Origin of the sequence: Demequina gelatinilytica (assembly GCF_000971115.1) — a bacterium.
GTDB lineage: Bacteria > Actinomycetota > Actinomycetes > Actinomycetales > Demequinaceae > Demequina > Demequina gelatinilytica.
Map to the genome: position 1 here is coordinate 13,778 of NZ_BBLV01000005.1, position 23,177 is coordinate 36,954.

At 71.6% G+C, this 23,177-nt stretch carries 20 protein-coding genes; 13 read left to right on the forward strand and 7 right to left on the reverse strand.

Translation table 11 applies throughout. The features are described 5' to 3' along the window. Window positions 1-134 precede the first annotated feature (134 nt). The 3 genes from AOM00_RS05100 (at window position 135) to clpX (ending at window position 2,888) form a co-directional block, all read left to right on the forward strand. Window positions 135-713 (forward strand): ATP-dependent Clp protease proteolytic subunit, encoded by a 579-nt coding sequence (locus tag AOM00_RS05100; protein ID WP_062308271.1) that lies wholly within the window; start codon window positions 135-137, stop codon window positions 711-713. A gap of 5 nt (window positions 714-718) precedes the next feature. Continuing rightward, window positions 719-1,414 carry an ATP-dependent Clp protease proteolytic subunit gene (locus tag AOM00_RS05105; protein ID WP_062308274.1) on the forward strand — a complete coding sequence of 232 codons (696 nt, stop codon included), beginning with the start codon at window positions 719-721 and terminating at the stop codon, window positions 1,412-1,414. Between the two features lie 217 nt (window positions 1,415-1,631). Then, window positions 1,632-2,888, forward strand: coding sequence for an ATP-dependent Clp protease ATP-binding subunit ClpX (clpX, locus tag AOM00_RS05110; RefSeq protein ID WP_062516765.1), 1,257 nt, complete (start codon window positions 1,632-1,634; stop codon window positions 2,886-2,888). A gap of 52 nt (window positions 2,889-2,940) precedes the next feature. Here the strand turns inward: clpX and AOM00_RS05115 are convergent, their stop codons facing one another. The 3 genes from AOM00_RS05115 to AOM00_RS05125 all read right to left on the reverse strand — a co-directional run bounded on the left by AOM00_RS05115 (window position 2,941) and on the right by AOM00_RS05125 (window position 7,299). After that, window positions 2,941-3,894: a hypothetical protein gene (locus AOM00_RS05115; protein WP_062516766.1), complete on the reverse strand. Its 954-nt coding sequence runs from the start codon at window positions 3,892-3,894 to the stop codon at window positions 2,941-2,943. 226 nt (window positions 3,895-4,120) lie between these two features. Then, entirely contained in the window at window positions 4,121-6,883 is a 2,763-nt protein-coding gene (valS, locus tag AOM00_RS05120; RefSeq protein WP_082096629.1) for a valine--tRNA ligase, read from the reverse strand. 74 nt (window positions 6,884-6,957) lie between these two features. Further along, window positions 6,958-7,299: a hypothetical protein gene (locus AOM00_RS05125; RefSeq protein ID WP_156159042.1), complete on the reverse strand. Its 342-nt coding sequence runs from the start codon at window positions 7,297-7,299 to the stop codon at window positions 6,958-6,960. 137 nt (window positions 7,300-7,436) lie between these two features. Between AOM00_RS05125 and AOM00_RS05130 the strand changes: the two genes are divergently transcribed. Further along, window positions 7,437-7,850 (forward strand): carboxymuconolactone decarboxylase family protein, encoded by a 414-nt coding sequence (locus AOM00_RS05130; RefSeq protein WP_062516768.1) that lies wholly within the window; start codon window positions 7,437-7,439, stop codon window positions 7,848-7,850. Window positions 7,851-8,015: 165 nt separating this feature from the next. Further along, window positions 8,016-9,533: an MFS transporter gene (locus AOM00_RS05135; protein WP_062516769.1), complete on the forward strand. Its 1,518-nt coding sequence runs from the start codon at window positions 8,016-8,018 to the stop codon at window positions 9,531-9,533. Between the two features lie 18 nt (window positions 9,534-9,551). On the opposite strand, the gene AOM00_RS05140 is transcribed toward AOM00_RS05135, so the two are convergent. Both AOM00_RS05140 and AOM00_RS05145 read right to left on the reverse strand, forming a co-directional pair. Next, window positions 9,552-9,965, reverse strand: a complete 414-nt coding sequence (locus AOM00_RS05140) for a winged helix DNA-binding protein (RefSeq protein WP_062516770.1) — start codon at window positions 9,963-9,965, stop codon at window positions 9,552-9,554. A gap of 82 nt (window positions 9,966-10,047) precedes the next feature. Next, window positions 10,048-11,691, reverse strand: coding sequence for a cation:proton antiporter domain-containing protein (locus tag AOM00_RS05145; protein WP_062516771.1), 1,644 nt, complete (start codon window positions 11,689-11,691; stop codon window positions 10,048-10,050). 281 nt (window positions 11,692-11,972) lie between these two features. Between AOM00_RS05145 and AOM00_RS05150 the strand changes: the two genes are divergently transcribed. From AOM00_RS05150 to AOM00_RS15590, 4 genes are all read left to right on the forward strand, one after another. Further along, window positions 11,973-12,404: a hypothetical protein gene (locus AOM00_RS05150; protein ID WP_062516772.1), complete on the forward strand. Its 432-nt coding sequence runs from the start codon at window positions 11,973-11,975 to the stop codon at window positions 12,402-12,404. 84 nt (window positions 12,405-12,488) lie between these two features. Beyond that, a complete protein-coding gene (locus AOM00_RS05155; RefSeq protein ID WP_062516773.1) occupies window positions 12,489-12,878 on the forward strand; it encodes a phage holin family protein in 390 nt (129 codons plus the stop codon). Between the two features lie 183 nt (window positions 12,879-13,061). Then, window positions 13,062-14,519 (forward strand): NAD(P)/FAD-dependent oxidoreductase, encoded by a 1,458-nt coding sequence (locus tag AOM00_RS05160; protein WP_062516774.1) that lies wholly within the window; start codon window positions 13,062-13,064, stop codon window positions 14,517-14,519. Between the two features lie 13 nt (window positions 14,520-14,532). Further along, a complete protein-coding gene (locus tag AOM00_RS15590; protein WP_169746810.1) occupies window positions 14,533-14,676 on the forward strand; it encodes a hypothetical protein in 144 nt (47 codons plus the stop codon). A gap of 12 nt (window positions 14,677-14,688) precedes the next feature. On the opposite strand, the gene AOM00_RS05165 is transcribed toward AOM00_RS15590, so the two are convergent. Continuing rightward, a complete protein-coding gene (locus tag AOM00_RS05165; protein ID WP_062516775.1) occupies window positions 14,689-16,491 on the reverse strand; it encodes an alpha/beta hydrolase in 1,803 nt (600 codons plus the stop codon). Window positions 16,492-16,775: 284 nt separating this feature from the next. On the opposite strand from AOM00_RS05165, the gene AOM00_RS05170 reads away from it, so the two are divergent. The 4 genes from AOM00_RS05170 to AOM00_RS05185 are packed head-to-tail and all read left to right on the forward strand — an operon-like array spanning window position 16,776 to window position 20,288. After that, on the forward strand, window positions 16,776-17,426 hold the full coding sequence (locus AOM00_RS05170) for a biliverdin-producing heme oxygenase (protein WP_062516776.1): 651 nt from the start codon (window positions 16,776-16,778) through the stop codon (window positions 17,424-17,426). Next, on the forward strand, window positions 17,426-18,481 hold the full coding sequence (locus tag AOM00_RS05175; RefSeq protein WP_228373412.1) for a heme/hemin ABC transporter substrate-binding protein: 1,056 nt from the start codon (window positions 17,426-17,428) through the stop codon (window positions 18,479-18,481). Before AOM00_RS05170 ends, AOM00_RS05175 begins: the two co-directional genes overlap by 1 nt. Further along, window positions 18,478-19,521, forward strand: a complete 1,044-nt coding sequence (locus AOM00_RS05180) for a FecCD family ABC transporter permease (protein WP_062516777.1) — start codon at window positions 18,478-18,480, stop codon at window positions 19,519-19,521. The genes AOM00_RS05175 and AOM00_RS05180 overlap by 4 nt, the downstream gene beginning before the upstream one ends. Then, window positions 19,518-20,288, forward strand: coding sequence for a heme ABC transporter ATP-binding protein (locus AOM00_RS05185; protein WP_062516778.1), 771 nt, complete (start codon window positions 19,518-19,520; stop codon window positions 20,286-20,288). Before AOM00_RS05180 ends, AOM00_RS05185 begins: the two co-directional genes overlap by 4 nt. A 75-nt stretch (window positions 20,289-20,363) precedes the next feature. Here AOM00_RS05185 and AOM00_RS05190 read toward each other — a convergent pair. Further along, window positions 20,364-23,177, reverse strand: a 2,814-nt coding sequence (locus AOM00_RS05190) for an HtaA domain-containing protein (RefSeq protein ID WP_169746811.1), incomplete at its 5' end; no start/stop codon positions are given.

Below are 23,177 nucleotides of genomic sequence, written 5' to 3' on the forward strand. Positions count from 1 at the left end.
GGATGTGTTCACCCCGTAGCGAAACCAGGGGGTGAACGGCATCGTCCGGTCGGCGGCTCGCGTTACTGTCGGTCAGGACGCTCGACAGGAGGACACACGTGAACGAGATCACGGCGCGAGGCGACGGGCCCGGGATGGGCCTGAACGACTCGATCTTCAACCGGCTGCTGCGTGAGCGCATCATCTGGCTGGGCGACGAGGTGCGCGACGACAACGCGAACGCCATCTGCGCTCAGATGATGCTGCTGGCCGCGGAGGACCCGGACAAGGACATCTACCTGTACATCAACAGCCCCGGTGGCTCGATCACCGCGGGCATGGCGATCTACGACACGATGCAGTACATCAAGCCCGACGTCGCCACCGTCGCGATGGGCATGGCGGCGTCGATGGGGCAGTTCCTGCTCTCCTCGGGCGCGCCCGGCAAGCGCTTCGCGACGCCGCACGCCCGCGTGATGATGCACCAGCCCTCGGGCGGCATCTACGGCACCGCGACCGACATCCGCATCAACGCGGAGCTCATCATGCACATGAAGAAGGTGCTCGCGTCGCTGACGGCCGAGCAGACCGGCAAGACGCTGGAGCAGGTGACCAAGGACGCGGACCGCGACCGCTGGTTCACGGCGGACGAGGCGCTCGAGTACGGCTTCGTCGACAAGGTCATCACGCACGCCGCAGAGGCGGGCGACAAGTCCCAGGGAGGCAAGGCGTGAGCGAGATCCAGCGCGCGTTCCAGGCGGCCGGACGCACGGCCGGCACGTTCGGCGGCGGGGCGTACGACGCCCCCTCGTCGCGCTACATCCTTCCCCAGTTCGAGGAGCGCACGGCCTACGGCTTCAAGCGCCAGGACCCGTACGCGAAGCTGTTCGAGGACCGCATCATCTTCCTCGGCGTGCAGATCGACGACGCCTCGGCGGACGACGTCATGGCCCAGCTGCTCGTGCTCGAGTCGCAGGACCCCGACCGCCTCATCACGCTGTACATCAACAGCCCCGGCGGCTCGCAGACCGCGCTCACCGCGATCTACGACACGATGCAGTACATCAAGCCGGAGATCCAGACCGTGTGCCTGGGCCAGGCGGCCTCCGCCGCGGCCGTGCTGCTCGCGGCGGGCACGCCGGGCAAGCGCCTCGCGCTGCCCAACGCCCGCGTGATGATCCACCAGCCGCGCATCGAGGGCGGCGCGCGTGCGCAGGCCTCGGACATCGAGATCTACGCGGAGGAGATGCTCCGCATGCGCGAGTGGCTCGAGAACACCCTGGCGTTCCACTCGGGTCAGACCCCCGAGAAGGTGCGCGAGGACATCGAGCGCGACACGTTCCTCTCGGCCGAGCAGGCCAAGGAGTACGGCCTCGTGGACCAGGTCCTCGAGTCCCGCAAGGGCACCACCGCGGTGCGTCCCGCGGGGGCGTAGCGCGACCTCTCGACAGCACACGGGGCGCCGGCGTCGTGCCGGCGCCCCGTCGTGCATGTCAGGACGATGTCCAGAAGGTCACAAAATGCTAAGGATCGCGCACATCGGCGCTGGTATCTGCGAGGCTGTGCTCTGAGCCCGGCGCGCCGTCCTCCGTGTGTCAGAGGCCGTAGGTAGCCTTGAATCACACGACCTGGTTCGTGAGAGGAGCCCCACGATGAACCGACCCGCAGACAGCGGCGATCTGCTCAAGTGCTCGTTCTGCGGCAAGACGCAGAAGCAGGTCCGCAAGCTCATCGCGGGCGGGGGCGTGTACATCTGCGACGAGTGCATCGAGCTGTGCAACGAGATCATCGAGGAGGAGTTCGCCGAGCAGGTCGAGGCCGAGCTCACCGAGCTCCCCAAGCCTCGCGAGATCTTCGACTTCCTCGAGCAGTACATCGTGGGCCAGGTCTCCGCGAAGCGCGCGCTGTCGGTCGCGGTCTACAACCACTACAAGCGCGTCCGCGCGGGCGAGACCCGGCTCAAGGGCGACGACGACGCGGTGGAGATCGCGAAGTCGAACGTCCTCTTCATCGGGCCCACCGGAACCGGCAAGACGTACCTCGCGCAGACGCTCGCGAAGATGCTCAACGTCCCGTTCGCCATCGCGGACGCGACCGCCCTCACCGAGGCCGGCTACGTCGGCGAGGACGTCGAGAACATCCTCCTCAAGCTCCTGCAGGCCGCCGACTACGACGTCGACAAGGCCCAGCGCGGCATCATCTACATCGACGAGATCGACAAGGTCGCGCGCAAGGCGGAGAACCCCTCGATCACGCGCGACGTCTCGGGCGAGGGCGTGCAGCAGGCGCTGCTGAAGATCCTCGAGGGCTCGGTCGCCTCGGTGCCGCCGCAGGGCGGGCGCAAGCACCCCCACCAGGAGTTCATCCAGATCGACACCACCAACGTGCTGTTCATCCTGGGCGGCGCGTTCGCGGGCCTCGAGGAGATCATCAGCTCGCGCGTGGGTCGCAAGGGCATCGGCTTCGGCGCGACCCTCAAGGAGCAGGACAACACCGACCTCTTCTCGGAGGTCACCCCGGCGGACCTTCACAAGTTCGGCCTCATCCCCGAGTTCATCGGCCGCATGCCCGTCATCGCGACGGTCAACCCGCTGGACGTCGAGGCGATGGTCTCCATCCTCACGGAGCCGAAGAACGCCCTGGTGAAGCAGTACCAGCGCATGTTCGAGCTCGACAACGTGGAGCTCGAGTTCGAGACCGACGCGATCCACGCGATCGCGGAGCAGGCGCTCGAGCGCGGCACGGGAGCGCGCGGCCTCCGCGCGATCATGGAGGAGGTCCTCCAGGAGACCATGTTCGACGTCCCCGGCCGCGACGATATCGCCCGTGTGACGGTGACCCGCGAGACCGTCCTCGAGCGCGCCATGCCGGCCTACGAGGGCCGCATCGAGGAGCAGGGCGCCGCCTGACCCACCCCCACCGAAAATGGTAGGTAGTGGTCGGTTACGCACGTTCCTCGCCTCACAGTGGTAGCGCATTGTCGCTCATGTGGCGCTCGCGGGATACGAGCACGCCGCGTACCAAGGCGCGGCACCACTCCGGTCTCTCGATGAGGTCCCGGTAGTCGAGCCGCACGGCCTGGATCCCCACGGTGGCGAGTCGCGCATCCCTGCGCAGGTCCCGGCGGCGCTGGTCGAAGCCGCCATGGTGCTCCTCGCTGTCGAGCTCGATGTTGGTCAAGGTCGACGGGTCGAACATGTCGAGGCGGTGCGTCTGCCCGTCGGCGAGCACGCGGTGCTGGCGGATGAAGCGCGCGAACTCACCCGTGTTGAACACCTTGCGCGCGCTGTGCTCCTCGAGATAGCTCTCTGCGCCGAACCCGGCGGCTTCGAGGGTTCGCACCAATGCACGACGCGAGGGCACCCGAGGGACGGCGGCGACGGCATCGAGGAGCTGATCGACGCTCGTCATGCCGCTGGCGATCGCCGCGTGCACCGCGGTCGAGCGATCCCGTGTGGGGAGCAGCCCATAGCCCAGCACCACCGCGTGCGCGGCTCCCACCACGGTCATGGCGTGAAGGCGTGCGAGGGGAGGCTGCCAGCTGATGCGTCGGATCCGCAGCCATTCCGGGATCTGGTGGTGGAGGGGATGCGGCATCACCAGGTCGATCACCTCGGGCGGCTCGGCGAGGAATCCCCACACGTACAGCGCGGCCGGGCCGGACAGGGCCCCGTTGAGGCCCGACCACAGCAGCGCCGCATCGGCCCGAGCCGCGAACGACTCGACGTGGATGCCTGCGACGTACGCATCCGGAAGGACCCGCACGGCGTGGCCGTGCTCGACGGCGGTCCGCGCCTTCCGCGCAGTTGCCATGCTCGCGAGCTCGGCGAACGTGAACGCGCGGGTGGTGCGTCGCAAGGCGTCGGCGAGCGTCTCCTCGGGAGCAAGGGTGGGGACGGAGCGGAGATGGGTCACACCGTCGGTTGTAGGAGGCTTCGGGCTGCTCCCCGCGGTCGGCTGAGAGCTTCGGTGGAGACAGAAACGCCGGTCGGGGCTGGGGACACCAGCACCGACCGGCGCCTCTCGACAATCAGCTACCACTGTGAGGTGAGAACCTCGCCACACCGACCACTACCTACCACTTCCGAAGGGGAGGGGCGGGGAGGGGCGGGGAGGGGCGGGGAGGGATGGGCTGAGGGGCCTACGCCTCGCCCAGGACCGCGTTCTCCGTGCGCATCACCGTGGGGTCGGCGATCGCGTCGGGCGAGCCGTCCTCGGTGCCCAGGCCGTCGACGTTGGGCTCGAGCGCCGCCTCGGTGTCGACGATCTGCATCGCCTCCACACGGCCCGCGGCGAGCAGGTCCGCCTTCGCGGCCCGCACCAGGGTGGCCTTCGCGGCGGGCACCAGCAGGTCCACGGACGCCAGCGGCGTGCGCTGCGACACCTTCGCCTCGGACTTCACCTTGCGCAGCACGGAGAGCGCCTCGCCGGCCGCGGCCAGCAGGGGAGCGCCCTGGGAGGCCTCGCCCGCGGCCTCGCGCAGCGGTGCGGGCACCGGCCAGGCCGCGCGGTGGACCGAGCCCTCCTGGAACCAGCTCCACACCTCCTCCGTCGCGAACGGCAGCACCGGCGCGAACAGGCGCAGGAAGGTCTGCAGCGACAGCGTCAGCGCGGCGCGTGCCGATGCGGCACCCTCCGAGCACGGCGCGTGCGGGTCGATGGCCTCGCCGGGGGCGGCACCGTCGTAGGCGCGCGCCTTGACCAGCTCGAGGTAGTCGTCGCAGAAGGTCCAGAACAGGGTCTCCGCGACCTCGAGGGCCTTGGTGTGGTCGTAGCCCTCGAGCGCCTTGGTCGCGGCGTCCACGACGTCGGCGAGCGCCGAGAGCATCGCCGCGTCGAGCGCCTCGGTGACCGGGGCGGCGGTGACGTGCGCGGTCGCCTCGAGGCCCTCGGCCAGCGACGAGCCCGCCGCCGTGGAGATGCCGGTCGCGCCCAGCACGAACTTCGAGGCGTTGAGCACCTTCATCGCGAGGCGGCGGCCGATCTTCATCTGGCCCTCGTCGAACGCGGCGTCGGTGCCCAGGCGTGCCGCGGCTGCCCAGTAGCGGACCGCGTCCGAGCCGTGCGACTCGAGCAGGCCCATGGGCGTGACGACGTTGCCCTTCGACTTCGACATCTTCTTGCGGTCGGGGTCGAGGATCCAGCCGGAGATCGCGGCGTGCTTCCAGGGCAGGGTGCCGTGCTCGGCGTGCGAGCGCACCACGGTGGAGAACAGCCACGTGCGGATGATGTCCTGGCCCTGGGGGCGCAGGTCCATGGGGAAGGTCGCCGCGAACAGCGCGGGGTTGTCGCGCCAGCCGCACACGATCTGCGGGGTGAGCGACGAGGTCGCCCACGTGTCCATGATGTCCTTCTCGCCCGTGAAGCCACCGGGCACGTCCCGCTGCGAGGCCTCGTAGCCCGCGGGCACGTCCACGGACGGGTCGACCGGGAGAGCCTCCTCCGACGGGACCAGGGGGTTGTCGAAGTCGGGCGAGCCGTCCGCGAGCACGGGGTACCAGACCGGGATGGGCACGCCGAAGAAGCGCTGGCGAGAGATCAGCCAGTCGCCCGTGAGCCCCTTGACCCAGTTCTCGTAGCGCACGCGCATGAAGTCGGGCTCGAAGTCCAGCTCCGAGCCGCGCGCGACCAGCTCCGCGTTCAGCGCGGCGTCGGTGCCGCCGTTGCGGATGTACCACTGGCGGGTGGTGACGATCTCGAGGGGCTTGTCGCCCTTCTCGAAGAACTTGACGGGGTGCGAGATCGCGCGCGGGTCGCCGTCCATGACGCCGGCCTCCTGCAGCATCTCGACGATGCGCTTCTGCGCGGAGAACACGGTCATACCGGCGAGCTCGCCGTACGCCGCGAGGCCCTCGGCCGACTCGATGCCGGACGGCGCCTCCGGCAGCACGCGGCCGTCCCAGCCGAGCACGGGACGCGTGGGCAGACGCAGCTCGCGCCACCAGGTGACGTCCGTGATGTCGCCGAAGGTGCAGATCATCGCGATGCCGGACCCCTTCTCGGGGTTGGCGAGGTGGTGCGCGACCACCGGCACCTCGACGCCGAACAGCGGCGTGCGCACGTGCGTGCCGAACAGCGGCTTGTAGCGCTCGTCATCGGGGTGCGCGACCAGGGCCACGCACGCGGGGAGCAGCTCGGGGCGGGTGGTCTCGATCCACACGGACTCGTACGAGCCGGTGGCCTCCTCCATGTCCGCCGCCGGCTCGAAGGCCAGGCGGTGGTACGCGCCGGGACGCTCGCGGTCCTCGAGCTCCGCCTGCGCGACCGCGGTGCGGAACGTCACGTCCCACAGCGTGGGCGCCTCGGCCTGGTAGCACTCGCCGCGCGACAGGCCCCGCAGGAAGGCCTGCTGCGCCACGGCCTGCGAGGAGGGGGAGATGGTCTGGTACGTGCGGGACCAGTCGACCGACAGGCCGAGGTGGCGCCACAGCGCCTCGAACTGCTTCTCGTCCTCGGCGGTGAGGCGCTCGCACAGCTCGACGAAGTTCCTGCGCGAGATCGGCTGCTGGTCCGCGGCCTTCACCGACTTGCCCTCGCCACCGGCGAACGGGGGCTCGTAGCCCTCGACGTAGGGGAGGGTCGGGTCGCAGCGCACGCCGTAGTAGTTCTGCACGCGGCGCTCGGTGGGGAGGCCGTTGTCGTCCCACCCCATGGGGTAGAACACCTCGCGGCCGCGCATGCGCTGGAAGCGGGCCACCACGTCGGTGTGCGTGTAGCTGAACACGTGGCCCACGTGGAGCGAGCCCGAGACGGTGGGGGGCGGGGTGTCGATCGAGTACACCTGCTCGCGGGTCTTCGACTCGTCGAAGCGGTAGGTGCCGGCGGCCTCCCAGGCCTCGTTCCAGCGGTCCTCGAGCCCGTCGACGGTGGCCTTGTCGGGAATGCGCGAAGTCATGGGGGCCATTGTTCCAGAGCGGGGACGATGCGCGGGCACCGGGGACGATGCACGGCCCGGCGTTCCCGCGCGAGGCGCCGAGGTCAGACGTCGTCGGACGATGCGGCGCGCGCGGCCTCCTCCCGCATGAGCGGGCCGAACCACCCGACCACGACCGCCGCCATGACGGCGGCCCCGGCCGCTGCGGGCACCACGAGCGAGCGCGGCTCGCCTAGGCGCAGCGCGACGGCACCGGCCACGGTCGCGCCTGCGGCGTTGATCGAGGACCATGCGGCGTTCTCGCGCGGCGTCGACATCCCGCGTCCGGGCGGGTCGGCGAACACCGAGGGGAACGGGCGCCGGAGGATCGCCGCGGCACCGTGCGGCAGCGCGTTGACGGCGAGCGCGCCGCAGACGCCGGCGCATGTGCGGGCAAGAAGGGCCATGACCTCATCATGAGGCATCGAGGCTCGTGGAACCAGGGGTGATGCGGCGCGCGATCCACGGGGGTGGCGTCCGCATCGTCCCCGGCGACCGCGCGCCCCCTATCCCCGGGAGCGGTCTCACGACTAGCCTGCAGGGCATGGATGCGCGGGTTCAGGCGAGCTTTCTCAAGGCGCTTGAGCGACTCGACGGCGATGCCGGCGACGCGCTCGATCCGCGGCTGCGCGACATGATCCGGCTGCGCGTCTCGCACCTCAACGGCTGTCACGGCTCCGTCCGGATGCATTCGGAGTCGCTCGCCCAGCAAGGTGCCCGGCACGACCTCATCAGCGCGCTCGCGAGGCCCGCTCGCCTGATGCGCGACGGCCTCGTGTCCGACGGCGACGCCGCGGCGCTGCGGTTCGCGGAGATCCTCACCGATGCGCCGCGTGGCCTCGAGGCCGATGCGCGCGAGCACGTCGGGGCGTGGTTCAACGCGGGGCAGATCGGCTCGATCATCGAGGTGGTCGCGATCACCAACGCGTGGAACCGCGTCATGCGCGGCACCGACTAGCTGTCCGGGACCCCCAGAACGGGGGATTGACGCGTGAACGCCCACGGGGCGACGGTGGGGATGCGGTTCACTGACGCGGACGATGACGACGCGCCGGCACCTGTCCCCAACAGCCGGACGTGCGCCTCGCGCGACGCGCGCCCCGTCCCAGAATCGAGGCCGCTCATGGCCGATCTCACCTCTGTCCCCGAGACCACCGAGCCGGATCCGACGCGCTGGCGCATGCTGGCCGTCATCGCGGTCGCGCAGCTCATGATCATCCTCGACGGGTCGATCGTGAACGTCGCGCTGCCGCACATCCAGGAGGCGCTGGCCATCTCGGACGCCAACCGCCAATGGGTCGTCACCGCGTACACCCTCGCGTTCGGCGGCCTCCTGCTCCTCGGCGGTCGCGTCGCCGACTACTGGGGTCGCAAGCGGACCTTCATCGTGGGTCTGCTCGGCTTCGCCGCGGCGTCCGCGCTGGGTGGTCTGGCTCCCGCGGAGGGCTTCATGTTCGCCGCGCGGGGCCTCCAAGGCATGTTCGCCGCGCTGCTCGCCCCGGCCGCTCTGTCGCTCGTCACGGTCGCGTTCACGGAGCCGCATGAGCGCGCGAAGGCGTTCGGGGTGTTCGGGGCGCTCTCCGGCGGCGGCGCCGCGATCGGGCTCATCCTGGGTGGGCTCCTCACCGACGGCCCCGGCTGGCGATGGGTCATGTGGGTGAACGTCCCCATCGCGCTCGTCACCGCGGCGCTCGCGGTCGGGATGGTGCGCGAGTCCCGCTCGGATGGTCACGCGTCCTACGACATCCCTGGGGCGTTGCTCGCCACGTCGGGTCTCCTGGCGCTGGTCTACGGCTTCACGCGCGTGTCGGAGGCCGATGCCGGCTGGGCCGACCCGCTCGCGATCGCGTGCCTCGCCGCGGCAGCGGTGCTGCTTGTCACCTTCGTGCTGGTGGAGCGTCGCGTCGCGCATCCGCTGCTCCCGCTTCGCATCCCGGCCCATCCGATCCGCGGGGGCTCCTACCTCACGTTCCTGCTGGTCGGGGCCGGGCTCTTCGCGATGTTCCTGTTCCTCAGCTACTACATGCAGGGCGTGCTCGGGTACTCCGCGCTGCGCACAGGCCTGCATTTCCTCCCGTTCTCGCTCGGCATCATCCTCGCCGCGGGCCTCGTCGCGCGGGTGCTGCCGGTGACCGGGCCGCGCCCTCTCATGGTGGGCGGGCTCGCGGTCGCCGGGACGGGGATGCTCATGCTCCTGCGCATCACGCCTCAGGACCAGTACTGGACCCACGTGCTGCCCTCGCTCGTGATGATCAGCGTCGGCATGGCGTTCGTGTTCATCCCGACCAGCTCGACGGCGCTCATCGGCGTGCAGCCGCGGGATGCGGGCGTCGCCTCGGCCCTCCTCAACACGACGCAGCAGGTGGGCGGCTCCGTGGGGCTCGCGCTGCTGTCCACGCTCGCGCTCGCGTCGACCACGCGCTCCGTGGAGCAGATCGGCACGGTCGAGCGGGCCATGCCGGACGGCAGCGTCGCGCAGGTGCCCGGCCCCGAGTCCCTGGTCGCGGGCTTCCACACGGGATTCCTGTGGGGTGCCGTGCTGCTCTACCTGGGGATGCTGTCCGCGCTGCTGCTGGTGCGGATCCGCAAGGCGGACTACCACGCGAACGTCCAGGATGCGGAGAGCGCGCCGGCGGTCTGAGGACGGCGGCGACGGTGGTCAGGCGCCGAGGTTGGCGAGCATGCCGCGCAGCGCGACGATCGCCGTCGCGACCTCGTCCTCGCTCAGGCCCTCGGTCGCGCGCGCGACGATCCGCTCCCGCTCCTTGTCGAGATCGTCCACCACGTCGCGGCCCGCATCCGTCGCCGCGTAGAGGCCGTCGGGCTCGACCGCCCAGCCCGCGACGGCGAGAGCGTTCCACGCCTCGGTGCACGCGACGGCCGAGTAGCGCGGGCCCATCGCGGACTCGACCGCGTCCCAGGTCAAGGGTTGGGAGGCGCGTGCGAGCACGCTCAGCATGACGAGCTCGGTGCGCGTGGTGGACCGGTCCGCGAGCGCCTCCTCGAAGGCCGCGTCGTAGGCCTGGTGGAGCAGCGGGATGAGGGAGTCGAGACGCACGCCGTCGTGGTTCATCCGGCCAGGCTAGGCCCGCTCGGGGCGCGGCGCTTGTCGGGGACCGTCCGGCGGGCGCGGGCCGGCCGGAGGCGCCGGCGTCCTACGCGTCGCCGGCAGGCGTGTCGGGCCGACCGCCGGCCCGCTCGACCATGAGGTCCGCGACCTCGTGGACTCCCACGAGCACCCGGGTGGCACCCTGCTCCTCGAGGTAGGCCACATCGCGCTTGCCGTGACCGCGCGCCACGATGTCCGCCTCGGGCGCGAGCTCGCGCGCCGCCGCGACCACGGCGCCGGCGTTGAGCGGATCGGGCACCCCCACCAGCACCGCGCGCGCCGCCCCGATCCCCGCGGCGTGCAGCACCTTGGCGCGTACCGCGTTGCCGAGCACCGCCTCGTGCCCCTCCGCCCGGATGCGCTCGACGCGGGTCTCGTCGTCGTCGATCACCACGGTCGGGACGTCCGCGGCCCACAGGCGCCGCGCGGCCCGCCCGCCCACGCGTCCGTAGCCCACCACGATGACGTGGTCGGTCGCCGCGGTGGTGAACGGGGCATCGTCCTCCTCGACAGGGGTTCGGCGCCGCGCGATCGCGCGCGTGACCCAGGCGAAGAGGAGCGGGTTGACGATGATCGAGAGGATCGCTCCCGCGAGCACCAGGTCCTGAGCGTCCTGATGGAGGATCTCGAGGTCCGCGCCGAGCGTCACCAGGATGAAGGAGAACTCGCCGATCTGCGCGAGGGAGGCGGCGATCACGAGCGCCATGGACCGCGAGTACCGCATGGCACGCACCAGCACGAACGCCACGACGAGCTTGCCTCCCACGATGATCGCGACGGTCGCGAGGAGCGCGAGCGGCTGGCGCAGCACGATGCCGGGGTCGACGAGCATGCCGACCGCGACGAAGAACAGCACCGCGAAGGCGTCGCGGAGGGGGAGGGAGTCCTCGGCGGCACGATGCGCGAGGTCGGACTCGCGCAGGATCATGCCGGCGAAGAACGCACCGAGGGCGAACGAGACCTCGAACAGCCAGGCCGCGCCCACCGCGACGCCCAGGCCGATGGCCAGCACGCCGAGGGTGAAGAGCTCGCGCGAGCCCGTGTCGGCGACGCGCGCCAGGCCCCAGGGGATGACCCGCCGGCCCACGAACCACATGAGCGCGACGAAGCCGCCGACGCGCAGCACCGTGAGCGCGAGCTCGCCCGCGAGCTCGCCGCCGGAGACGCCGCCTCCCGCGAGCACGGGGACCACCACGAGCGCGATGACCATCGCGAGGTCCTCGACGATGAGCCAGCCGACCGCGATGTGCCCGGCGCGCGTGTCGAGCATCTGACGCTCCTCGAGCGCGCGCAGCATCACCACGGTCGACGCGACCGACAGGGCGAGGCCGAACAGCATCGCGCTCGCCAGCCCCCAGCCCATCCAGAGCCCGAGCCCCGTGCCGAGCGCCGCGGCCGCCGTCATCTGGAGGATCGCCCCGGGCAGGGCGACCTTGCGCACCGCGAGCAGCTCCTTGAAGGAGAAGTGGAGGCCCACGCCGAACATCAGCAGGATCACGCCGATCTCGCTCAGCTGCACGGCGAGGTCGACGTCCCCGACATACCCCGGGGTGTACGGCCCGATCACGAGGCCCGCGGCGAGGTACCCGACGATCGGGGAGAGGCGCAGGCGCTGCGCGAGCAGCCCCAGGATGAAGGCGGCCACGAGGCCCACCGCGATCGTCGTGATGAGGGGGGCGTGGTGCAGCATGCCCTGAACCTATCCGACGCGGTTTGCCGGGATGTGTCCGGATCGCGATGGGCGGAGCTCCCGGGAATGGATCGCGATGCTGTACTGTTCTGGGCACAAGGTCCTAGGACCGATTCGTCTTGCTCACCGGCCTCAAGTCCCTGGAAGCCGGCGAGATGGTCGACAGCGCACGAGGGTGCCTCCTCCGGGAGGCACCCTCGATCCGTATCCAGGGACGATGCCTGGGTCGAGGTCGCGGTTCCCCCTCGCGGGCCGCGCCCGGCGCGGGGTAGCGTCGGTCCATGGAGAGATTCCTGCTCAAGGCCGCCGTCTTCCTGTCCTCGGCCGCCGCCGCGCTCGCCCTCACGTCGCTCATGCTCGGCTCCGACTTCGAGCTCAAGCTGAGCGGCCTCATCACCGCGACGGTGTTCTTCGCGCTCGCCCAGAGCCTGCTCTCGCCGCTGATCGAGCGTCAGATCCACAAGCGTGCGCGCGCGGTCGTGGGCGGCGTGGGCATCATCTCCACGTTCGTCGCGCTGCTCATCACAGCCACCCTCACGTCCGGGCTCACCATCCACGGCTTCGGCACGTGGGCGGCCGCGACGCTGCTCGTGTGGCTCATCACCGCGATCGGCGTGTGGATCCTCCCCGGGGTGTTCTCGAGCGACCGCAAGGGGCGCGGCGACGGGGACACCAAGGTGATCGACGCCTCGGGCGACGTCAAGAAGGGCTGAACGCCCGCATCGTCCGCAGCGGACATATGCGCGTCATGCCTGATTGCCGTGCGAATCGGGCGAACCGGTAGTAGCGTCGGCCTCATGGTGCGATTCCTGGTTCACACGCTGATCTTCCTCGGTTCCGCGGCCCTCGGCCTGTGGATCACGTCGCTGATCCTGAGCGACAACATGTCCCTCCCCCTGATGGCGCTGCTGGTCGCGACGGTGGTCTACGCGGTCGCCCAGTGGATCCTCTCTCCGCTGATCTTCAAGATGGCCACCAAGTACGCCAACGCGATCCTGGGCGGCGTGGGGCTGGTCTCCACCTTCGTGGCGCTGCTCATCGCGACGCTGGTGGTCGACGACTTCACCATCGACGGCATCGGGACCTGGATCGCCGCGACGGTGCTGGTGTGGCTCATCACCGCGCTCGCGACCTGGATCCTGCCGATGTTCCTCCTCAAGGAGGCCGCGGAGAAGAAGAAGGGCTGACCGTTCCTCGACGCGCCGCCGGGCCTCCCGGCGGCGCGTCCGCGTCTCCGGCTAGCGCATCGTCCGTGCGCCGCGGAAGGGACCAACGTCCCTTGCGCCACATACCCTCGGGGGTATAGATCTGGATGATGGGCCGTCAACGGCGACGGCCCTCCCACAGATCAGCGAGGAAGGTGATCGGACATGGCGCGCGTGGTCGTGCTGGGCGCCGGCGTCTCGGGGCACACGGCGGCCCTGTACCTGCGCAAGCTCCTGCCGAAGGAGCACGAGGTGGTGGTGGTCAACCCCAAGCCCACCTACAACTGGATCCCCTCCAACATCTGGGTGGGCGTGGGCAAGATGTCCCACGAGGATGTGGTCTTCGAGCTGGGGCCCATCTACAGGAAGCAGGGCATCCGGTTCGTGCAGGGCAAGGCCGTCGCGCTGTGGCCCGAGGGCGACGCCGACGATGCGCAGCCGGCGGTCGAGGTCGAGCTCACCAGCGCGGCCCATGACGGCGAGCGGAAGAGGCTCCGCTACGACTACGTGATCAACGCGACGGGGCCCAAGCTCAACTTCGGCGCGACGCCCGGGCTGGGGCCCGACGGCGGCCACACCCTGTCCGTGTGCACCCCCGACCACGCGACCGAGGCCGCGGCGCGGCTCGAGGAGCTCAAGGGGGCGTTGCGCGCGGGGCCCAAGACGGTGGTGATCGGCGTGGGCCACGGCACGTGCACGTGCGAGGGCGCCGCGTTCGAGTACACCTTCAACGTCGAGCACGAGCTGCGCGAGGCGGGCGTGCGCGACAACGCGGACATCGTCTACCTCACCAACGAGAACGAGCTCGGCGACTTCGGGGTGGGCGGCATGCAGTTCGATCAGAACGGCTACCGCACCACCTCCCAGCTGTGGACCGAGTCGCTGTTCCGCGAGCGCGGCGTGCGGGCGATCACCGGCGCGGCGGTCACCTCGATCGATCCCGGCGTCATCCACTACGACCAGCTGGACGGCTCGCACAACGACCTCGCCTACGACTTCGCGATGCTGCTGCCGCCGTTCAAGGGCAACGACTGGAAGGCGTTCGACCGCGCGGGCGCTGACATCACCTCGACCATCTTCGCGCCGTCGGGCTTCCTCAAGGTCGACGCGGACTACACGCCCAAGCCGTACGACGAGTGGTCGGCGCGCGACTGGCCGCGCACCTACCAGAACCCGATCTACCGCAACGTGTTCGCCGTGGGCATCGCGTTCGCGCCCCCGCACCAGATCTCGGTGCCGCGCGCGACCCCCGACGGCGTCGCGGTCGCCCCATCGCCGCCGCGCACCGGCATGCCCTCGGGCACCATGGGCAAGGTGGTCGCGAAGTCGATCGCGGACATGATCCTCAAGGGCGCTCCCGTGCCCACCCACTCCGCGTCGATGTCCGAGATGGCGGCGGCGTGCGTCGCGTCCGCGGGGCACGGCCTGCGTACCGGCACGGCCGCGGCGATGACGATGAGCCCCGTGGTGCCCGACTGGGAGAGGTATCCGGAGACCGGGCGCGACCTCAAGGCGACCAAGGGCGAGATCGGGCTCTCGGGCCACTGGGTGAAGCGCATGCTGCACACCCTGTTCATCTACAAGGCGAAGGCCCGCCCGGGCTGGACCTGGATCCCGGAGTGAAGGGAGGCGTGTGATGGATGGCACGGACGAGAGGATCGCGCACGCGCCGCTGCCCACCGGGGGCGAGCTGCGCAGGCGCCGCAACGTGGTCGCTCAGCTGGGGCGGTTCATCGGGACCTCGTGGACCATGTGGAGGCTGGCCCGCGCGCACCATTGACGTGCGCGCTGCCTACTGGCTCAGCTGCTCCAGGAGGGTGCGCTGCTCGGCGCGGCGCGCGTCGAGATACGCGCCCAGCCGCGCCGTGTCCGCGTCCGTCCAGCCGGCGGGCCGGGTGATGCCCACCCATGCCTGGAGGTTGGCGCTCGCGGTGTACATGTGGCCGTAGCCCTCGGGCACCGAGCCGGAGGCAGGCATGTCGAGCAGCGTCTGCCAGCCGGTGATGAGCGGGAACCAGCTCATCTTGGGGGACACGTCGGGCGCGCGTGCCTCGCCCTGCAGCCATTCGGGCTCGCGGTAGAACGTGGTGGGGGAGAAGAACACCACCGGGTCGGACCCGTGCTGCAGGTAGACCACGCGAGTCTCGCCCCACGCGGCGTCCGGCTGGTCGAGCGCATCGTCCTCGCCCGTGAAGCGGATGGTGCGTCCGTCGCCCACCACGGGCAGCCATGCGGGCGAGCCCTCGTCGCGCGAGCGCTCGAGCTGGTTGTGGAGCAGGTTGAGGAACGTGGGCCCCGTCATGAGCGCGCCGTCGATGGGCTCGTTGAGGATGTCCGGGCCGGTGAGGATCGACTCGACGCCGGCGGAGCCCAGCGAGAGCCCGTACAGGTAGAGCGCGGGCCGCGCCGAGTCCGGCAGGTCGGCCCAGTAGTCGTGGACCGCGTCGAACACCGCGAGCGAGGCGTCCGCGACGGCCTCCTGATCCGCGAGGAGCGACAGCCAGCTGGGCAGGTACGAGTACTGGAGCCCCGCGATGGCGGTGTCCCCGTGGTAGAGGAACTCGAGCGAGTCGGCGGCGTTGGAGTCGATGAAGCCCGTGCCCGTGGTGGTGGCGAGCACCAGCACCTCGCGATCGAACGCGCCGGTGCGCACCAGCTCCTCGAGCACCAGCTGCGCACGCTCCTCGAGCGTGGGCGCGGACTTGAGGCCTACGTACACGCGGATGGGCTCGAGGGAGGGCTGGTCGTCGTAGGCCTCGAGCTCCGCGGCCGTGGCGCCCGACGAGACGAAGCTGCGCCCCTGCCGGCCCAGCTGGTCCCACTCGACCAGCGAGTCCGCGCCGCCCGAGCGCAGCGTCGAGGTCACCAGCGTGGTGCCGGCCTTGTCGTGGGTGTCGCGCACCGAGAACGCCTCGTTGGCCACCAGGAAGAGGCCGCGCACCAGCAGCCCGGAGACCAGCAGCCACAGCAGCACGAGCATGCCCGCGGTCGCGAGCGCGACCGCGAGCCGCGGTGGCAGGTAGCGCGCTGCCACGTCGTCGGCCCACCGGAACAGCGCTCGGAGGGCGCGCGCGAGGATCAGCAGCGCGGCGGCGACGGCGAGGCCCGTGCCGATGACGATGGGCCAGGCGGTGGGGTTGAGGTCGTCCATCCCGAAGGCCCGCCGCTGGCCGTTCTGCCATCCCACCCAGCGCCACACCGACAGCGAGAGGCTCACCCAGATGACGGCGAGCAGCGACCATGCGACGATGCGCCGCGCGCGTCCGTGCAGGTTGGGGACCTGCAGGTAGTTCCACACCGCGTGCGCTCCGGCGCCGGCCCCGTACCCGACCATGAACGACACGCCCGACGCGAGGCCCTGGACCACCGGGACGCGCGGCAGCAGGGACGGCTCGAGCGAGACCGAGATGAGGAAGGCTCCCACCACCAGCCCGACGCCCGAGAACGAGGGCTCGAGCAGCCCGGGTGGGCGGCGGGACGATGCTGGAGCGGTCTCGCGGGTGCGCGCGCGTCCGCTGCGCGGGGGGCCATCGGGGTCCGCCGAGCGCGGCGAGCGATCGGTCGACTCTGTCACCGTCGCTGCGGTCTCGGTCATGGGCGTCACCCCCTGTCTCGAGGGTATCCCCCGTCGCTTCACGGCTCCTGCAGGTCGAGAGAGCGCGATCTCACCATGTGAACGTTGCCATTGATAACTATTGCGTAACGCCGGTCGTTCGGTGGCTCGCGCCCGCTAGCGTCGTCGAGTGCGGACACAATGGCGTGCCCGCACCTACTGTGACCCCGGCACGGCCCCGACGATGTGGCCGCGCCGGGGTTTTTCGTCCCCCGGGTCCGCTGAATTTGGTGACACAGGGCTTGCGGAATTGGTAGGTTGCTCGCATGACCGATACCGACGTCCCCGCCGGCCTCGCAGCACGGCTGCGGGAGGCCACCGCGCCGCAGCACCGCGACACCGAGAACCGCTCCTTCATCACCCGGCTCATGGGTGGCGAGCTCGATCTCCACGCGTACGTCCGCTACCTCGCCCAGTACACCTACGTGTACCGCGCGCTCGAGGCGCGTGAGCCGCAGCCGGGTGACCCCGGATTCCTCGCCGACCAGGCGCTGCGCCGGGTGCCCTCCATGGAGGCGGACCTGGCTGAGCTCGGCGCGGGCGACTGGGAGGCGGTGCTGCCCGCGCTCCCCGCGACGCAGGCCTATGTGGACCATCTGCGCGCTCTCGACGCGACCGACGTGCCGCGCTACGTGGCCCACCACTACACCCGTTACCTGGGAGATCTGTCCGGAGGTCAGGCGATCGCGGCGCTGGTCGCGCGTCACTACGGCGCGACCGAGGCGCAGCTGGGCTTCTACCGCTTCGAGGCGATCGACTCGCCCGTGCGCTACAAGCGCGCGTATCGCGAGCAGCTCGACGCGCTGGTCCTCGACCCCCGGCAGGAGGCCGCGCTGATCGCTGAGGCGCAGGCGGCCTTCGACTTCAACGGCGCGATCTTCGACGCGCTGGGCGCGGACGTCCGCGCGGCCGCCTAGTGGCCGCGCGCATCGTCGCGCGCCTCGCGATCGGGGCCGCCGTGCTGGCCATGGCGGGCTGCGCCGGGCCCGTGGCGTCCGTCCAGCCGTCCGCCGCGGGCGGCGAGGCGCGCGCGGCCGCCGGAGGCCCCGCGACGGCGGTCCTCGACGACCGTGCGGTCGAGATCCTCGAGGGCGTCGCCGTCCCCGAGCTGCCGGTCACGGTCGCGTCGCACGAGCGCGCGGGCGAGCGTCAGGTGACGGTCGCCGACACGAGCAGGATCGTCGCGGTGGACATGACGGGCGGCATCGCCGCGACGGTGGTCGCGCTCGGGCTGGGCGACAGCATCGTCGGGCGCGACACCGCCTCCGAGATCCCCGGGCTCGAGGACGTCCCCGTGGTGACCGGCGCGAGCCACACGCTCACCCCGGAGGCCGTGCTCGCGCTCGAGCCGACAGTGGTGCTCACCGACGGCAGCATCGGCCCGTCCGATGCGGTCGCACAGCTGCGCGACTCAGGCATCCCCGTGGTCTACGTCGAGAACGAGGACGGCTTCGAGGGCGCCGGCGAGCTCGCTCGTCAGGTGGGCGACGCGCTCGGCCTGCCCGCGGCGGGCGAGGAGCTCGCCGCACGTATCGCGGCGGAGGTGGCGCAGGCGACGGACGATGTCGCGGCGCTCGCGGACACCCAGGAGCAGCCGCTCCGCATGGCGTTCCTGTACCTCCGCGGTTCCGCCGGCGTCTACTACATGTTCGGTGAGGAGTCCGGGGCGGACGAGCTCGTCGTCGCCCTGGGCGGCATCGACGCGGCGGCCGACGCGGGCATCCGCGGCATGCAGCCGCTCACCGACGAGGCGATGCTGGCCGCGGACCCCGACGTGATCCTGGTGATGACCAAGGGCCTCGAGTCGGTCGGGGGGATCGACGGCCTGCTCGCGGACCGCCCCGCGATCGCGCTCACCAGCGCGGGGGAGAACCGGCGCATCGTCGACATGGACGACCACGACATCCTCGCGTTCGGCCCACGCTCCGGCGCGATCGTCGAGGCGCTCGCCGCCGCGGTCTACGGCGCGTGAGCGCGCGGGGACGCCGCGCCCCGGTCGTGGGGCTCGCGCTCCTGGCCGTGCTCGCGGTCGGGGTGCTGCTCTCTGCTGCCGTCGGTCAGCTCGCGATCGCTCCCACCGAGGTGGTCGGCGCGGCGCTCGAGGGCATGGGGATCCACACCTCCTGGGCGCCCGGCTCGGACGTCACCAGCCAGGCGCTGTGGCAGATCCGCTTCCCACGCGTGGTGATGAGCGTCCTGGTGGGCGCCGCGCTCGCGGTCGCGGGCGCCGTGATGCAGGCGATCTTCGGCAACCCGCTCGCCGAGCCGGGCGTGGTCGGGGTCTCGTCCGGCGCTGCGCTCGGAGCGGCCTTCGCGATCGTCACGGGCGCGGCGCTGGGGTCGGTCGCCTCTGTCGCGGCGTTCGCGTTCGCGGGCGGGGTCGGGGTGACGCTCCTCGTGTACGCGATGGCGCGTGCGAACGGCCGCACCGAGGTGGTGACGCTCCTGCTCACAGGCATCGCGGTCAACGCGTTCGCGGGTGCGGGGCTCGCGCTCCTGCTGTTCCTCGGCGACGCGGCCGCGCGCGAGCAGATCGTCTTCTGGCAGCTCGGCAGCCTCAACGGGACCCGGTGGCCCGAGGTCGCCGTGGTGGCGGTCCTCGCCGTGATCGGGATCGCCGTCGCAGCGGCGCTCGCGCCCCGCTACGACCTGCTCGCGTTGGGGGAGCGCACCGCCGCGCACCTGGGCGTGCGGGTCGAGCGCCTGCGCATCGTCTCGATCCTGGTGGTCGCCGTGCTGACCGGCGCCGCCGTCGCCTACGCGGGCATCATCGCCTTCGTGGGGCTCGTGGTGCCGCATGTGATGCGCCTCGCGCTCGGCCCCGCGCATCGTGCCCTGCTGCTCGCCAGCGCCCTGGGCGGCGCGGTGCTGCTCACGTACGCCGATGTGGCGGCGCGCACGCTCGTCACCGGCGCCGAGCTGCCGATCGGGCTGCTCACCTCGCTCGTGGGCGGACCCTTCTTCTTCTGGCTGCTGCGCCGGCAGCGCTCACGCTCGGGAGGGTGGGCATGACGGCCGCGATCCATGCGCGCGAGGTCACGGTCCGGGCCGGAGCCGCCGTGCTGGTCGACCGGGTGACGCTCGACGTGCGCCACGGGGAGCTCCTCGCGCTCGTCGGGCCGAACGGCGCAGGGAAGTCGACCCTGCTGTCCGCGCTGTCCGGCGAGCGGGAGCTCGCCGGCGGGCTGGTCGAGCTCGACGGACGGCCCCTGGCCGCCTGGCAGGCCGGAGCCCTGGCCCGCGAGCGCGCCGTGCTGACCCAGGACAACCAGGTGGCGTTCGCCTTCACGGTGCGCGAGGTGGTCGCGATGGGCCGCAGCCCGTGGCGCGCCCGGCCCGAGGCCGAGGAGGACGATGCGGTGATCGCCGAGTCGCTCGCACGGGCCGACGTCACGCACCTCACGGATCGCGTCTTCACGTCGCTGTCGGGCGGCGAGCGGGCGCGGGTCTCGCTCGCGCGCGTGCTCGCGCAGCGCACTCCCGTGGTCATGCTCGACGAGCCGACAGCGGCGCTCGACATCCGCCATCAGGAGGAGGTCTTCGCGCTCGCACGGTCGCTCGCGCGGGCCGGCAGCGCGGTGGTGGTCGTGGTCCATGACCTCTCCCTCGCCGCGGCCTACGCCGACCGCATCGCTGTGCTCGACCGTGCCCGGCTCGCCGGCCTCGGCACGCCGCGCGAGGTGCTGGTGCCGGAGCTGCTCGAGCCGGTCTACGGGCTCGGCGTGCGCGTGATCGAGGACCCGGACACCGGTCTGCCGGTGGTGCTGCCGCGCCGCTGACCGTGCGCCGCCTCCCACCACGGCAAGGAGCCCCCGACCGGTAGGTCGGGGGCTCCTTGCCGTATGCGGCGGGTGTCAGGCCCGGCGCGCCCTGCGGATCCCGAGAGCGAGACCGGCGGCCAGCAGCGCGGCCGCGCCGACGGCCCACGGCCACCAGGGGGAAGGTGCGCCGTCCGCGGGCGCCGCGCCCGCATCGTCCGCCGCCGCCTGGTCCTCGACCGCGACGTCGGCCGCGGGCTCGGAGGTCTCCTCGACGGTGGGCTCGGGGGCCGGGAGGCCCGCGATGACGCCGCCGCAGGCCTCGGCGGCGGTCACGGTGAGCGTCACGGGGTCGAGCTCCGAGCCCTCGGGGTAGGTGCCGAAAGCCGCGGCGCCGTCCGCCGTGAGCGTGGCAGGGATGTCCGTGAGCGTCACGGTGTCGCCGTCGGTCGAGACCTCCGCCGCAGCGGTGTCGAGCGTCGCGAAGCGCACGCCGGTCTGCTCGACCGCGTCACCGGCCTGGGTCTCGCCCGTCACGTCGAGGACCAGCGTGGCGACGCCGTCGCTCACCTCCACGGTGGGGTTGGCGAGCGTGGTGCTGAGCGCGCCCTCGTGGCCGGTGAACAGCACCGCTCCGTCGAACGCGATGGCGCCGCTGACCGGGTCGGTGTCGAGGCCGCCGGTGCCGGCCGTCCAGACGAACTGTCCGCCGTCCTGCGTCACGCCGTCGAGCTCCCAGGTGCCGTTCGCGATGGTGCCCTCGATGTAGGCGCGGAACGAGTCCTTCACGCCCCATGCGAGCGTCGCGTCGTCCACCAGGCACATGGTGCGGGCGGGGATGTCGAGCACGATCCCGTAGCTGTCCGAGCCCTGGAAGGTGAGCGTGTGCGTGCCCGTGAGGGAGCCGGGAAGGGCCCCCGTCCACTCGACCACGCCTTCCGCGTCCGCGGTGAGGTCCTCCGCGAGGATGGTCGGCGTCGAGTACACGACCACGCGCACGCCGGTCTCGCCCGGCTCGAAGCCGCCCACGCGGATGGTGACCACCTCGCCGCGCAGCAGCGCCGCGAGGGTCTCGTCGTCGAGGACGATGCCGGTGGTCGCCGGAGGCGTCGAGGGCACGTCGGCGCTGGACGATGCCGTGGCCGCGGAGGCGACCACGGTGGAGGTGGAGCCTGCCACCGCGGTGCCGGTGCCGACGGTGAACGTCACGGGGTCCAGCGCGCGACCGGCCGCGTAGAAGCCGTCGAACGCGCGGACGCCCTCGGACGTGAGCGTGGCGGGGACGTTCGCCCACCGGACCGCGTCGTCGAGCGTGGTGCGGGTGCCGGCCGCCAGATGGAGCGTCGCGAAGTCGACGCGCACGCCGTCCACCTCGACGCTGAGCGTCGCGCCCGTGGACCCCAGGCGGACGTAGGGGTTGGACACCGTGAGGTTCAGCTCGCCGTGGTGGCCCGTGAACGTCACCGCGCCGGCGTAGCGGGCGGTGCCGGTGCGCGCGTCGGCGTCGGCGTCGCCGCCGGACTGGAGGAACGTGAAGCTGCCGCCCTTCGCGCTTGCGCCGGTCACCGAGATCGCACCCTGGGCGATCGGGCCCGTGACGTACGAGCGGAAGCCGGAGTCGATGCCCCACGTGAGGCGACCGACCGTCCGGGTGGTCGTCGTGTCGGTGCCCGTGCTGGTGCCTGCGCCGCTGCCGCTGCCGCTGCCGCTGCCCGAGCTCGAGCCTCCTGAGGAGGACCCGCCGGACGACGATCCGGAGCCGGTGTCGACGGCCTTGCTGGCACCCACGGTGAACGTCACCGGGTCGAGCGTGCGGCCCGCGGAGTAGATGCCGTCGAAGGCCTTGGCGCCCGCGGAGGTCAGGGTCGCGGGAGCCGCGGCCCAGCGGGTGGCGCCGTCGATCGTGGTCCGTGCGGCGGATGAGAGGTCGAGCGTCGCGAAGTCGACCCGCGTGCCGTCGACCGCCGCGGTGAGCACGGCACCGGTGGCGGTGAAGCGGACGCGCGGGTCGGCGATGGTGAGATCGAGCGCGCCGTGGTGGCCCGTGAAGGTGACGGCACCCGCGTAGCGTGCGACACCGGTCATGGCCGCAGCATCGGCGTCGCCGCCGGACTGGGTGAACGTGTAGATGCCGTTCTTCGCGGTCGCGCCCGTGACGGTGATGCTGCCCTGCGCGATCGAGCCCGTGACGTAAGAGCGGAAGTCGGCATCGACGCCCCACGCGAGGCTGCCGACGGGGGTCTCCGTCGAGGTGTCGCCGTCGCCCTCGTCGCCCTCGCCGGTCCCGCCGGACCCGCCGGTCCCGTCGCCGTCGCCCTCGCCCTCGCCGGCATCGTCCGCCGCGAAGGTGAGGGGGATGTGCTGGTCGAGGGTGTAGTTGCCGGTGAAGGTGTGGGCGAGGCGGATGAAGACGCCGCAGGTGGTGTCGTCGGCGGTGCAGTCGATGTCGCCGAAGGCCTCGGTGGCGGTGAGGGTGGTGGTGAAGCTCCAGGTGTCGTCGGTGACGGTGCCGGTGGTGGGCTGGCCGTAGACGGAGGTGTGCATGAGCCACTGCTGGCGGGTGGAGTCGCACAGGGTGCCGGAGGGTCGTCCGGCTGCGGTGCCGATCTCGCCGCCGGTGGTGGCGCAGTACATGACGTAGATGGAGGTGTCGGCGCCGTCGATCTGTGCGGGCAGGGTGCCGGTCACGGTGAGGGTGTCGCCGTCGGTGACGTCCTCGGTGGGGGTGACGGTGACGACGGGCTCGACCGGGGGTGCCGCGAAGGTGAGGGGGATGTGCTGGTCGAGGGTGTAGTTGCCGGTGAAGGTGTGGGCGAGGCGGATGAAGACGCCGCAGGTGGTGTCGTCGGCGGTGCAGTCGATGTCGCCGAAGGCCTCGGTGGCGGTGAGGGTGGTGGTGAAGCTCCAGGT

Coding starts and splice junctions, on each gene's coding strand:
- AOM00_RS05170 (WP_062516776.1), top strand. CDS start 16,776: ATGACCGATACCGACGTCCCCGCCGGCCTCGCAGCACGGCTGCGGGAG.
- AOM00_RS05165 (WP_062516775.1), bottom strand. CDS start 16,491: ATGACCGAGACCGCAGCGACGGTGACAGAGTCGACCGATCGCTCGCCG.
- AOM00_RS05140 (WP_062516770.1), bottom strand. CDS start 9,965: ATGAACCACGACGGCGTGCGTCTCGACTCCCTCATCCCGCTGCTCCAC.
- AOM00_RS05100 (WP_062308271.1), top strand. CDS start 135: ATGGGCCTGAACGACTCGATCTTCAACCGGCTGCTGCGTGAGCGCATC.
- AOM00_RS15590 (WP_169746810.1), top strand. CDS start 14,533: ATGGATGGCACGGACGAGAGGATCGCGCACGCGCCGCTGCCCACCGGG.
- AOM00_RS05125 (WP_156159042.1), bottom strand. CDS start 7,299: ATGGCCCTTCTTGCCCGCACATGCGCCGGCGTCTGCGGCGCGCTCGCC.
- valS (WP_082096629.1), bottom strand. CDS start 6,883: ATGGCCCCCATGACTTCGCGCATTCCCGACAAGGCCACCGTCGACGGG.
- AOM00_RS05135 (WP_062516769.1), top strand. CDS start 8,016: ATGGCCGATCTCACCTCTGTCCCCGAGACCACCGAGCCGGATCCGACG.
- AOM00_RS05150 (WP_062516772.1), top strand. CDS start 11,973: ATGGAGAGATTCCTGCTCAAGGCCGCCGTCTTCCTGTCCTCGGCCGCC.
- clpX (WP_062516765.1), top strand. CDS start 1,632: ATGAACCGACCCGCAGACAGCGGCGATCTGCTCAAGTGCTCGTTCTGC.
- AOM00_RS05145 (WP_062516771.1), bottom strand. CDS start 11,691: ATGCTGCACCACGCCCCCCTCATCACGACGATCGCGGTGGGCCTCGTG.
- AOM00_RS05185 (WP_062516778.1), top strand. CDS start 19,518: ATGACGGCCGCGATCCATGCGCGCGAGGTCACGGTCCGGGCCGGAGCC.
- AOM00_RS05130 (WP_062516768.1), top strand. CDS start 7,437: ATGGATGCGCGGGTTCAGGCGAGCTTTCTCAAGGCGCTTGAGCGACTC.
- AOM00_RS05155 (WP_062516773.1), top strand. CDS start 12,489: ATGGTGCGATTCCTGGTTCACACGCTGATCTTCCTCGGTTCCGCGGCC.
- AOM00_RS05160 (WP_062516774.1), top strand. CDS start 13,062: ATGGCGCGCGTGGTCGTGCTGGGCGCCGGCGTCTCGGGGCACACGGCG.